This is a genomic window from Bacillus sp. 05T21 (genome assembly GCF_056396785.1).
This window is the reverse complement of record NZ_JBFTMD010000052.1, coordinates 1-12,416: the sequence shown is the minus strand read 5'-3', so window position 1 is coordinate 12,416 and position 12,416 is coordinate 1. Positions and strand designations below refer to the sequence as shown.

The 12,416-nt window shown below is 33.7% G+C and carries 11 protein-coding genes and 7 pseudogenes; 4 read left to right on the top strand and 14 right to left on the bottom strand.

What is annotated here, in order from left to right; genetic code table 11:
* Positions 1-178 precede the first annotated feature (178 nt).
* The 6 genes and pseudogenes from AC1DKZ_RS31895 to AC1DKZ_RS31870 all read right to left on the bottom strand — a co-directional run.
* Positions 179-475: pseudogene (locus AC1DKZ_RS31895) on the bottom strand (IS6 family transposase); the annotation flags it as partial.
* A 264-nt stretch (positions 476-739) separates the two neighbouring features.
* On the bottom strand, positions 740-1,441 hold the full coding sequence (locus AC1DKZ_RS31890; protein WP_476997890.1) for a YrrS family protein: 702 nt from the start codon (positions 1,439-1,441) through the stop codon (positions 740-742).
* 238 nt (positions 1,442-1,679) lie between these two features.
* Positions 1,680-2,114, bottom strand: a complete 435-nt coding sequence (locus AC1DKZ_RS31885) for a hypothetical protein (RefSeq protein WP_002013690.1) — start codon at positions 2,112-2,114, stop codon at positions 1,680-1,682.
* Positions 2,115-2,769: 655 nt separating this feature from the next.
* Positions 2,770-2,994 (bottom strand): annotated as a pseudogene (locus AC1DKZ_RS31880) (DDE-type integrase/transposase/recombinase); the annotation flags it as partial.
* Between the two features lie 23 nt (positions 2,995-3,017).
* Entirely contained in the window at positions 3,018-3,512 is a 495-nt protein-coding gene (locus AC1DKZ_RS31875) for a hypothetical protein (RefSeq protein ID WP_476997889.1), read from the bottom strand.
* Positions 3,513-3,565: 53 nt separating this feature from the next.
* Positions 3,566-3,958: pseudogene (locus tag AC1DKZ_RS31870) on the bottom strand (collagen-like protein).
* A 489-nt stretch (positions 3,959-4,447) separates the two neighbouring features.
* Here AC1DKZ_RS31870 and AC1DKZ_RS31865 point away from each other — a divergent pair.
* Complete coding sequence (locus AC1DKZ_RS31865) at positions 4,448-5,830, top strand: alpha/beta hydrolase family protein (protein WP_476997888.1); 1,383 nt, start codon at positions 4,448-4,450, stop codon at positions 5,828-5,830.
* Between the two features lie 56 nt (positions 5,831-5,886).
* On the opposite strand, the pseudogene AC1DKZ_RS31860 reads toward AC1DKZ_RS31865, so the two are convergent.
* Positions 5,887-6,084, bottom strand: a pseudogene (locus tag AC1DKZ_RS31860) (carboxymuconolactone decarboxylase family protein); the annotation flags it as partial.
* 6 nt (positions 6,085-6,090) lie between these two features.
* Entirely contained in the window at positions 6,091-6,495 is a 405-nt protein-coding gene (locus tag AC1DKZ_RS31855) for a tautomerase family protein (protein ID WP_476997887.1), read from the bottom strand.
* Between the two features lie 109 nt (positions 6,496-6,604).
* On the opposite strand from AC1DKZ_RS31855, the gene AC1DKZ_RS31850 reads away from it, so the two are divergent.
* A complete protein-coding gene (locus AC1DKZ_RS31850; protein ID WP_476997886.1) occupies positions 6,605-7,480 on the top strand; it encodes a LysR family transcriptional regulator in 876 nt (291 codons plus the stop codon).
* Between the two features lie 315 nt (positions 7,481-7,795).
* On the opposite strand, the gene AC1DKZ_RS31845 is transcribed toward AC1DKZ_RS31850, so the two are convergent.
* Positions 7,796-8,317, bottom strand: coding sequence for an SDR family NAD(P)-dependent oxidoreductase (locus AC1DKZ_RS31845; RefSeq protein ID WP_476997885.1), 522 nt, complete (start codon positions 8,315-8,317; stop codon positions 7,796-7,798).
* Positions 8,318-9,156: 839 nt separating this feature from the next.
* Here AC1DKZ_RS31845 and AC1DKZ_RS31840 point away from each other — a divergent pair.
* Positions 9,157-9,654, top strand: coding sequence for a CcdC protein domain-containing protein (locus AC1DKZ_RS31840; RefSeq protein ID WP_476997884.1), 498 nt, complete (start codon positions 9,157-9,159; stop codon positions 9,652-9,654).
* A 160-nt stretch (positions 9,655-9,814) separates the two neighbouring features.
* On the opposite strand, the gene AC1DKZ_RS31835 is transcribed toward AC1DKZ_RS31840, so the two are convergent.
* From AC1DKZ_RS31835 to AC1DKZ_RS31825, 3 genes and pseudogenes are all read right to left on the bottom strand, one after another.
* Positions 9,815-9,940 (bottom strand): hypothetical protein, encoded by a 126-nt coding sequence (locus tag AC1DKZ_RS31835; protein ID WP_001107285.1) that lies wholly within the window; start codon positions 9,938-9,940, stop codon positions 9,815-9,817.
* Between the two features lie 147 nt (positions 9,941-10,087).
* Positions 10,088-10,222: pseudogene (locus tag AC1DKZ_RS31830) on the bottom strand (helix-turn-helix domain-containing protein); the annotation flags it as partial.
* Positions 10,223-10,432: 210 nt separating this feature from the next.
* Positions 10,433-10,795: a YrdB family protein gene (locus tag AC1DKZ_RS31825; RefSeq protein WP_476997883.1), complete on the bottom strand. Its 363-nt coding sequence runs from the start codon at positions 10,793-10,795 to the stop codon at positions 10,433-10,435.
* Between the two features lie 582 nt (positions 10,796-11,377).
* Between AC1DKZ_RS31825 and AC1DKZ_RS31820 the strand changes: the two genes are divergently transcribed.
* Positions 11,378-11,719 (top strand): YolD-like family protein, encoded by a 342-nt coding sequence (locus AC1DKZ_RS31820; protein WP_113735934.1) that lies wholly within the window; start codon positions 11,378-11,380, stop codon positions 11,717-11,719.
* Between the two features lie 353 nt (positions 11,720-12,072).
* On the opposite strand, the pseudogene AC1DKZ_RS31815 reads toward AC1DKZ_RS31820, so the two are convergent.
* Positions 12,073-12,183: pseudogene (locus AC1DKZ_RS31815) on the bottom strand (alpha-L-glutamate ligase); the annotation flags it as partial.
* Positions 12,184-12,247: 64 nt separating this feature from the next.
* Positions 12,248-12,409, bottom strand: a pseudogene (locus AC1DKZ_RS31810) (IS6 family transposase); the annotation flags it as partial.
* Between the last annotated feature and the right edge of the window lie 7 nt (positions 12,410-12,416).

Here is a 12,416-nt window from a genome sequence, read left to right as displayed (position 1 = left end):
CATCTTACACTTATCGATTCCCATTTCTTATACACGATCTCGAGGACCAACATACTAAAAACTGATTCAAATAAGGTAAGTGAAGAAGGTCAGTTTTTTTTACGGATTCGGAATCCTAAAGCATACACGACCCTTTCTTCACTTATACTATATAAAAAATAGTAGTGCGAACCAATGCCTTGGCCTGCACTACTAATCTTAGTATGTTTTCTTTTTTCAACTGTTCGATAGCAATTGGATAAGCAGGATTCTTATCGACTGTTATAACACGAGGCTCTGAAACATGAAAAGGCTGCAAAGCTTTCTTGAAAAAGCGCTTTGCAGCCTTATGATTTCTAGATTTACTCAAATAAAAGTCAATCGTGTTTCCTTCAGAATCAACGGCACGATATAAATACATCCATTGTCCTTTTATTTTTATGTATGTTTCGTCCACTCTCCATGAGTTATTCATTTGTTTGAGATGACGCCGAATTCATGCTACCGGTAAAATGATATGTGTCGTCAAGAACCAGACGCTAAACATCTGAACACGAACCTGTACGGTATGGTGATAGTACCGTAGCTCCCGAACCTATACGGTCTGTCGTGAGAGTGGTGATGACACACCGCAACCTTGCACGTCAGCGATACCAGAAATGGACTTCTCCTTTGGTAGCAAGAACACCACTGATGTTAGTCAGCTTGCCGCTTTAGGGGTGGGGGTGTCAAATAATTCAAACATCATATAGAACCAAGTTTATTTTACTACTTGAACAGATACTGGTTTCCAGCCCTGATTCTCTACCCAATCAATATCAACCTTATATTTTTTATTACTTTGCTTATCTCGTACATTACCGTAGGCTTTATTTTCACCATTATTTCCAATAAAATCAAAAATCAATTGACCCTCTGGAGCATCAACAGCATAAGAAATTGCTTTTTTCATCTCATTCCAATCTACTGTTCCTTCTTTAAATTGCATTGCAGGTTTTGCTCCTTGCTCTGTACCAATTGGCTTCCAAGAAGGATTAGTTTGAGAACCCTTTTCTTGAGATGCCGTTTTTTCTCCCTCTTTATTTTCATTTCCGCTCGTTTTTACCGATTTTTCTGCTTTTTGTTTCTCTTCTAACAGTGCTGCTTCTCTCTCTTCACGTTTCTTCTCTTCTAACAGTGCTGCTTCTCTCTCCTCACGTTCCTTCTCTTCTAACTGCGCTGCTTCTTTCACTTCACGTTTCTTCTCTTCTAACTGCGCTGCTTCTTTTTCTTTATGTTTCTTCTCTTCTATCTTTGTTGCTTTCTTTTCTTGAGCAATTGCTTTCTTTGATGTATCAGAAGGGGAAAACAACTGGTATGTCACTATACCAACTGTCACTAATACCAAAGTAAATGCAATATTAAAAATCACCTTTTTACGACGACTTTGTTGTTTTTCTTGAAACCTGCTTCCTTGTCCCATTTTTTAAACCTCCGAGTTTATTTTCTCTTCTAATCTTTATGCATTATACTTATAATTTTTAATATTTTCATTAAACAATGGAAATGAATTACAATTCCCATACAAGATTTCATATCATAATAAAATTTGTGTTGTTTCAAGCATCTGACATATGTTATTCAAAAATATTTTAATACATTAAAAATTGATAAGCATCTGTTCGTAAGAAACCTTCAATTTTATTCAAAGGTGATTCCAATTACGTCCACATTAGATCTCCTGTAGAAATCTTTTTAACAATTAAGCCCCTTCTTCCCTTATTTATAATTTTCAAATTAAACTGCCCTCTATGGTACAATAAAGATGTGTTGTTTTCTACTGGGGTATGTCGTAAAATCAAAAGGGATTTTATCTCTTTTACCTTTTTTTCAGAGTAACTTTCACCACTAGGAGACTCTATTATTCCTAATGTAATCTTTAATTCGCTTTCATCAAAAATCCAATCTTTATTAAGTTCCCTTATCTTTTGTATAAAGCTTCTTTTGGTTTTTCCTATATAGATCAATGTTTCATTCTTAGCATATACTCTAGAGATTGCAAATATTCCCTTCTTAAAAGCTTCTTCTCTATTATAAAAATCATTTAAACTATACAATCCATACCATTTAATATGTACTGTTTCTATTAACCTCACCTCATTTTTATGATAATATTATAATTTCTGAACGTTCAAATTATTATGGATACATAGCCTTGATTACTTGAATTATAAATAGTGCTTTTCAATAATACATTTTATTATTACTAATTTCAATAATGAATATGTACATATTCATTATTGAATGGCTGCAAAAAAACATGGGAATTTAATTCAAGCCCTATATCAAAATGAAAATAAAAAACACCTGTGATATACACAAAGTGCTTTTCTCTTGTTAATTTATCTATTTTCTTTTTATAACCCAAACTCCTTCGAATCGTACTTTTCTAGAGTTTGCTGCAATTCATTTTTTTCATATGGAATATGTTTATCTGTCTGTACATCTTCAACATTTTCTCCACCTGCTAATAATCTCCTGTACTTAAAAGAGTGCCCTGTTAATAATGGTATAATTATGTTGTATGGCCCTCCTTTTGTTTGATTACTTGTATCATAAAACAAGTATCTGAAGCTGATATGTGGTCTACTTTACTGATAAAAATAACAAATAAAAAAGGAAACCTGCATGTTCGTTATAGTGATTTTCATGTTATATATACTCATATAAATTTATTAATATGCAATATTACATATTAGGTTCCTGTATCTTCATGATATTGATGTATTTATGATACTTATATCTTCATATTTAGAAAGGAATACTATTGTACGTTGAAAAGGCGGAGTCTCTTTGAAGACTTCGCCGTTGTTTATATAGGGCATGAATAGTCTCGATACCTTTTATCGTACGTGAAGCATGACGAAGATTTTGAAATCCTGCAGATTTGGCAAAACGTCTCTTGACATGCCTATGAACCTGGTCAATAAGCTGGCTAAAATTTTTGATTCTACAATGGATTGTAGTTTGATAAACCGAGAGACCCTTTAGAATAGAAATCACTTTTGACACAAAACAATGATTTTATATGGTGTAGTTTGAGCTGGTATACTCATTGTTGTAAAACTATAAATAACTATTAAATTTCGATTTACAAGATTACCTGTAAAGAATTGACCATTTGTTAATAAAATTAGAGTAGAAGGAGAAATATTTAATTTTAATTTTCCATCACTACTCTCCAACTGTTCATTAAAATAGTCTACTTTTACATTTTGATGCGGTGTATATTTTGCCATAACAATCGCTTGAAATTGTGGTGGGAAAATAAGAGGAGCAGGAGCGTTGGCATCGTAAAACCCAGTTACTTTATCTCCTACTACTACCGTTGCATAGTCGATAAAATACGTATTTGGTTTCACTACAAAATTTATTAGATTTCCATAACCATTATCTACGGACATTAATTTATTACATCCTATATCTTCGTTTGACCCTGTTACAAAATCGTTAATCATAGTTATTGTACCATCAAATGATTGAAATTTTTTCATTCAAATACCTCTTTTGTTTATATAATTAAACCTCTATCGTTACTCTATAATTTTTAAAAACATGTAAATGAAATAATCCTTCTCGTATCAATTCCAAAAATAACCCAAAACCTACCGTTCCATCTAAAACCAGCAACAGACCTTGGTCCTACAAAAATTGGGAAATACCAAAATTATTCACCATTACTAAGCCATATATAAGTATTTCGAAATAAACATAATGAAATTGCTCCTGAATCAACAGCAAATGGTGAAGCAGTTGATTGTTGAGGAATAAATGATGGGGGAGGAGATGTTGGAGCTTGTGAACTTTGCTGTCCTGGAAAACTTGGTACACCCGGAAAACCTGGCATTCCAGGTATACCTGGAATCTGAGGACCAGGGAATTGACGATCGAAGCATTGATCATAATTTATATAAGGAAAATATATTGAATCATTATACATTTAAAAACCACCTCTTACTTTTTAAAACCCTCTAAATTATTAATATGTAATGTTGTTCGTATAGGAAGCTTATTCGCATCCTATACGAACAATATTTTAAACAGGAAAGTATACCTATACCCTTTTTTTTTCGGTATGGGGTAATGAAAATTCCAGTGTCATCTTTGCTACTACACCCTGTTACCAATAAAACATGCACAATGTAGAAATGAACCATAAAAATTTCTTCATCGTATGCCTCCCTCTCTTCTTGTTTTTCTTCCCCTACATCATAACGGGATTGGAATCATTGTTGGAAAAACGATCGATTTCTATGATTTAGCAAAGATTTAAGTATAAATCCATTGCTTAACTCCTCCACTCTTTCAAACGGGCTTTTTATGATATGTATGCAGGATTCCCCCTTACATGTAACGAAACCCCAATAGGGAAACATTCCACTAATTACCATACCCATTTCATACCATTACATTTTGGAGGTTAAACAGGATGAAAAAAAAGAAGTTACAAAAATCAGCACTTTCTTTTACCCTACTCTTTTCTTTAGGTGTTTCTTCTTTTCCGCTTACAACAGCTATTCATGGGGATACACAAGGGGCACAAACTGCAGAAAAGAAACAAGTCTCATTAACGCAGCGTACGTCTTTATTTTTTGCATATCTCCAACAAGGTAAATATGCAGAGGCACTCCAGTTGACGTCTGCAGCTTTTCAATCCAAGTTTACGGCAAACATATTACAAAGCTGGTGGACACAAAGTGGCGGGAGCAGGATTACAAGCATCGGAACACCTTTTATAAAAGAACGAAACTTGGTCCATCAAACGGTTGAAGTTCCAGGAGCTATCGAAGGAACTACTATTCCATTACTCCTTAAATTCACGCCTGGCGGCAAAGTTGATGAAATTGGTGTAAGGACGACTCCAGAGAAATCTTATACCATCCCACATCCTAGCTATGACCAACCTGATTCCTACCAAGAGCGCGAAATCGTAATTGGAAATGCTACATACCCGTTACCAGCCACATTAACGGTTCCAAAACATAAAATTGGCGAAAAAGTGCCTGTTGTTGTTCTTGTTCACGGTTCTGGGCCGCATGATCGTGACAGTACATTTATGGGAGCTAAAATCTTTAGAGACCTTGCAGCTGGTCTTTCATCAAGCGGTATCGCAGTGTTACGTTACGAGAAACGTTCTTTAGAACACGGTTTTAAAATGAGTGCAGAACCTGCTACATTAGACCGTGACACTACAGATGATGCCATATATGCAGCAAAATCAGCAGCGCAGCAGGAAGGCATTGACCCAGATAACATTTTCATTCTCGGACATAGCCAAGGAGCTGGCACAATGCCGCGTATATTAAGTAAAGCACCTTCATTACTTGTAAGAGGAAGTATTTTAATGGCACCACCTGCACGTCCTTTTACTGACATACTCCTTAATCAGTATCAGTACCTCGGGGCACCAAAGGAATTTATAGATGAACTAAAAAAACAATTCGCCTATATTGAGGATCCTACTTTTGATCCAGATCACCCACCAGCTGGTTATAATTATCTTTCTCCACATTTCATGTATGATGTGACTCGTTGGCGTCCAGTTGAGGAAGCGAAATCACGAAAAGAGCCATTACTGATTCTGCAAGGCGCACGTGATTATCAAGTAACAGTAAAGGATGAGTTTACGAGATGGCAAGAAGGGCTTTCAAGCCGCAGTGATGTTCAGTTCAAAGAATATCCGAAATTGAATCACTTTTTCACGGAGGGCGACGGGAAATTAAGCCACCCTAGTGAATACGAAGTCCCTTCCAATGTTCCTGCGTATGTCATCCAGGACATTGTTGCATGGGTCAATGCGACAAAGAAATAAGAAAACAACAAAAGCCATCATGCAATCATCATTGCGTGATGGCTTTTTACTAAAAGTAATTGTAGATGAAATGGTAGTTGCTCAGTATTACCGATACTAATTAGAGCAGATAGTGTACATAAGCTTCTTTCTCTAGATGTTAAAATAGGATCTCTCCATACTTTTTCGAATAATATGTTTTCACTATAATCAACAAAATCGGGAGCCATATCTCTCATTTTCTTTCGTATATTGGACTCGATACAATCATTCATTATTTTTCACTCCCTTATATTAACCATTTGTGCTACTCCTTGACCAAATGACCAGTTTTCAACAGGTGTCTCGTTTAATGTAATAAAAATATCAGTTGTAGAGATGTTTAAATGATTTGAAATAGTTTTCGATATGGATTGATACAAACTCTTTTTCTGATTTATTGTTCTTCCTGGCCCACATGTAATAGAAACATGCATTATGTTTTCTGTTCTCTTTTTCTCTCCTTCTAAGAGATAATGTGGATCGTAAAAAAATTGATTAGGTGGGTAAGGTAAAAACATTTGAAAGTAATCATTTTCTGGGACTTTAAAGTGTTCAATCAATGAATGATGAATCCTATTACTTATCGTTTTTAGCTCTTCTTTATTCAATTGACCATCTGGATAATAAACATTAACAAGCGGCATATTTTCACTCCCTTTCTTATGACCTTATTTTACTTCTATTATCTCGATTTGTGTAATTGAAAATATATCGTATAATTATCAATAAAACCGATAAAGATGGAGTGCGAAGATGGAAATAAAAGAGTTAAATACATTTAAGATGATTGTCGAAGAAGGAACTTTTTCACTGGCAGCAAAAAAATTAAACTATGCTCAATCAACTGTAACAACACATATAAAAAAGCTGGAGAATGAACTTGGCTTCCTTCTATTTGAACGAGGATGGGATGCGCGATTAACAGAGGAAGGTATTTTATTTGCAAAAGAGGTAGATAACTTATTAATGCATTGGGATTATTCAATATCTCAAGCACAGCGCATAAGTAATGAGGAAAAAGGGACAGTAAGAATAGGACTAACAGAATCTGTTGCAAAAAAGTTAATGCCATCTATATTAAACTATTTAGACAATGAGAAACCATATATACATTGTGATTTTGTTGTAGGGAACACAGCACTTTTATCACAACTATTAGAACAAAATAAAATTGATTTTGCTGTTTGCGGAAAGAATAAGAATAGTTCCAATATGAACTTCACTCCACTTTACAATGAACAAATTGAATTTATTGTCAATAACCCTCATCATCCAATATTACACAAAGAGTCAGTTGAAGTATTCGATATCATTAATTATCCTATTTTAATTGGAGAAAATAGTTGTTATTATTATCAATCTGTGAATGCCTTTTTATCAGAAAATAATTTATCGTTTAAAAGAGTTTACAATTGTAATGCATTACATCTTATTCCACAAATGGTTTTTGGAAATGCAATAGGTATTATTCCTAAGGGAACTATTTTAAACAAAGGCAATATATCATTTAAGGTTAAAGGATTTAATCCCCAAATGCCTATAGGATTATTAATTTCTTCTAAAAACAGAAACTATTTGAGCCAGACAAAACAACGACTTATGAAATTAATTGAATCGTTATTGTCTTGAACTAACCCCACTTTCACTTCGTTTAGAAGTGGGGGATTCCTAGCTAAAGAGTTCTATCGATAGGCTATCTCCACAGTCCTTTCGGTTACAAGCCTTATCGCTTCATTCTTTAGATTGATACATGCGTTACAAAGCTATTTTACAGGTGAACCTAGAAATAATTGAATAAGGTGCTAATGATAAAAAAAGTAGAAAAAGACTAGTAAATTTACTAGTCTTTTTCTACTTTTTTTACTTTTGTAGTGTTAATATTAGATTTTATTTTAATAAAATCTAATATTAACACATCTTTATTCAAAAGCTAGATGTACCTAATTACAGATGACTTCCACCAGTTACATCCATATTATGCCCAGTAATAAAACTCGCTTTTTCACTCGCTAGAAATGAAACAACATTTGCAATTTCTTCTGGTTGACCCTCTCTTTTTAAAGCACTCATATTCTTTGCACTTTCTTGACCTTCTTCTGTATGCAGCCAGTTAGCAGTTGAATCCGTATCAATGATTCCAGGCATTACGGAATTAATCGTAATGCCTTTTTCACCCAATTCCTTTGCTAGTGTAAACGTCATTGTATTAATTGCGCCTTTTGTCATACTGTATATCATCATATATGGAAATACGATACGTGTCACACCGGATGATAGATTTATTATCCTACCATTGGATGCTATAAATCCGATTAGAGATTGTGTGATAAAATATGGCGCTTTAACATTTGCATTAAATAGACGATCGAACTCATCATAGTCCACTTCTCCAAATCCATTTGATGTAGCATGTCCAGCATTGTGAACAATTGTATGTAGTGATACATTACTATCTTGGATTAGCATTTCCTTGGTTTTTTGGTTCTGTTGCAAAAATAAAAGAGAGTAAAGTATATACCCCTAACAGAGTTGTACTTACGCCACTCGTCCAAACAATTGATGGATAAATTCTTTCTAATTTTGAACAGACTGGTCCAATAAATCAATCTATTCTTTTTTGATCACATGAAAACAGATAATAAAGGTATTTAATTTAGGTGTTATAAATGCAATTCTGTTAGGAATATATGCGTTTTACTGGTTTTCATTTTATCTTTGCACAAGAACCTGAAAAACAGCTTATATACAAATCTCATAGAAAATAGCTTTTTCAATATAAGTTTCGTTACATCTCCTAAAATAGTGTTAGGGGAAGTATTAATAAACATAGTAAGCAACTTAAAGTAGTTTTGTAATAAGATGAGTTAAACATAGCCCTACTTTGGCAGTGGACTTGTTGTTTAGCTATAAGCGCGCTATACGCTATTAGCTATATGCCAGGGGTATTGTATATATTGCATGTACTCAAATCATAATTTTAGATTGCAGCTGTTCCATTACAAAAAGTATTAAACTAACTAGCAAATATGCTATTTTTATATGGGAAATAAGGACAATTCTGAGACTGCATACTTAATAAAACAAGTATGTTTTTTTCTATAAATCTTTCAAAATAAAAAAAGGCGTAATCCTTGATACATAAGGGATAAGCCTCTTTACTTACCTCTTGCAATAGTATGTAATGGCAAATACCTATATATGATATCACAAATTAATGTTATATTTCCCCAATCAGGATGAATACCACTATCCAACCATCTGTACTTTCCATATAATTGAAATATTCTATGTATCGAGGTGAAATCATGGATTCTTCTTCGTTTTACTCTATTGTAATTATAATTGCTGCGTTAGTCATATGGCGTAGAACTTTGGCAATGTATCGCCCTATTAAAGGAAACGGAACCCGCATTCTCTTACCCATACTATTTTTGTTACTCCCCTGCATTCACATCATCTTAAATCCAAAAGCACATGCCGCTGGCTGGGAATGGATTTGTGCAGCTATCTTTGGATTTCTTTTGTCAATTCCACTTATTTGGACCACTCACTATGAACTCCGATTCGATCAGCATATTTATGCTGTAAGAAACAAGAGCTTTATTATTACCTTTCTCATCGTACTTATTATCCGTTTTTTACTTCGTGATTATTTAAAATGGCTAGGTCCAGAAACAGTAGCAGCACTATTTATGACTGTAGCACTGGGATATATCTTACCTTGGAGAATTATCTCTTTCATCAAATTTCGTCAACTATACAAAAGTCGAATCCAAACTAACAATAACATTGACTTACGATAACACTAATTATGTGAATGAAAAGTACTTTCAGAACTTCTGAGGGGACTTTCCAGGTTTTGCAATACATTGGTTTTATGCTAACAAAAGATGCTTATTTTTTTGAAGAACTATGTTAATTTTGAGGAACAAAGGGACAGATTTACTGCCCCCTATTGTTTACTTATTTTGATTTTTTTTGGGCTCTTAATGCGATTTTTTCAAGTCCATTTTCTCCCGCAAATTCTACATCTGCTTTTGGTACAGCATTTTTATTGTTCTTCAATTGATTATTCTTATTTTTAGCCATTTTTTCACCACCCTTGTAGCTTGATTTAGTTATTCCTTCAAGGATGCCAACTATAATAAATACATTATATACAGATAGCGGAGTTGTGTTTTTTCGTCATCAGCACCCACGATTTTAGTTTGCTTTCTTTTTTGTAGCCTATGCGATTTGATTTACTTCTTTAAATAAACTGCCCCATTCGCTCAATAAGAAATTGAATACAAAGCGATTGCACCCAATGGTTTTAACAATTAATATTTTTTGTTCCTTCGTTGGATAGATACGAAATTTATATGCTTTGTTGTAGCTTTTGAATAAAGCTTGATTAAATTAACCTAATAAACCTTGATAAAAGAGCAAATAGAAAAAGCGTGCTTTGAAAAAAAATTGATCAAAACACGCATTTTCTATATTCAATTGAATCATCCTTTTATAAAAAAGTTTGATGATTTTTGTGATCCTTGCTCAATTAAAGCGCCCGATTATTGAAGTTCGGTTTTAGACTAATCCACTTCACATATTTACTTTATGAAGCTTCAAGATGAAGACTGCTGCCACGATAAAAAGGGACACCGTCAGAAAAGTAACTGCGAACGCGTTTTGCCCACTTGCGTACAAAGCTGCGGAAGCAACAATGAACACAACCAGCTTAAGTGTAGTTCGTATGGGGAAGGAGAAGATGGGGAGCGACGCCTTCGGGGAGAGAAACATACCCCATAGAGTGGCTATGACTAGTGGCGTGGCAACCGCGAGTATAATTTTGACCGCTGCCCCTGTCTTGATATGATAACCCCAGTAACTGAACGCAGCCATTGCACCAAGCTCCAGTAGAAAGAATCCGGTGAGGACGCTAACACCTATCCATTTTATTTCCATCCGACTCTTCCTCCCAATAAAAAGAATTAAGAAACTAATGTTAATTTTTTTATATACAATATATTTCGGTCATATTCTAAAATCCCGCCATTTAACTTAATTGAAATTATTTAAAAATTCTGTGATTTTAGCAATCGCTTTATTCCAGAAAATGGCCAATTGTTGAATATCAATTAATTCATTTTTTAAAAAAAGACAATTTTAACTCTAAAAGTTAGACACGTTATTTCATTGGGCAGCTTCTTGGGCACGGGTCCGGTATTATACCGGACTCCTGCCTTTTAGCTTTTTCTTTGCTGTTGTTTATTTTATATTGTGATGATCCATTGACAGTTACTTTTGTATCTATAATAAATCCTAATCCTACATCAACAGAACCAGCAACAACACACTTACCTACAAAGGGACTCCACAGTAATTTCTCCTATTATATATATAAATCATGCTTAGTTAAATTGGTTTGATTTTATAAGGAGCCAAAAACCTCTAAATATTTATTTTATAATCACATAATTAATCCTAATATAACCAAAGTTTGATATAATGATACAGTTATTAATAGCAATTAGGGGGATATACAGCATGAACTATACAAATATGCCAAAAAGAATAGGCATGGTTAAGCGGACTCCATTCGCTTCGATACCGAAGAAATTCATCGGTATTGGTAAGATTGTTAAAAAGCAGACAAAAGTGGAGCGCCCTACATTAACCCAAGACGAACAAGAACGTATTGAAAACATGTTATTATGTTCATTTCTTTCTGAAGAGAAGAAATTGATTACTTATTATAGAGATGATCATTTGCTTACTAGATATTTGACTGTAACTGACATAAATCCGATAAAAAATTTAATAACTTGTACTGATGAATCTTATAACAGAATTTTTCTTAAATTTATGGATATAATTGATTTAAGATAAAAAACATACTGTTTATAAAGTTTGATTAAAAACCTCTTACAAATCCACATTCTATGTTACACAAAAAGACTCCATTTTGAAAAAAATTTGATCAAAATAGAGCCTTTCTTTGTGACTGGATGTTCAATTTTTATAAAAAGGTTTGATCAAAACACATTTAGAATTCTTTAATTGAAAAAATATAGCATCGCATCTTTCTTATAAACATCGTGATTTTATTTCATATCCATATCTTAAGTTGATGGGCATGTATGGTGCTTCCTATATGTAGTTTTAAATACAAAATTAACGATTTCCGCTCAAATTGAACTTACAAAAAAAAGCTGCTTCATCAGCAGCTTTCTCCCTATCTATTATATTTTCTCTAATTCACTACCAAGAAACTTCGCAATCTCTAGCATACCGTATTTTCCAACAACTGCTTCAGCGTCAGCATTGTAGTTTGTGTTTGTATTAATGTCATAAGGGTTCTGGTGCAAAAATATTAGTTAGAAACCTAGAGTAGCAAATTTCCTCTACATTTCTAGCCTATGAAGCTAAACYAAACAGTTTATGAATAAATTGTTTTTGATTTTGGACAGACTTGTCCAGTAAAACAAGTTGTCCTTTTTTCATCATATGCATGGCTTCAACACCACTCAATATAGAAATTGCTGTTTTAAACGACTTTAACCCTAACATAGAACGAACTCAACTC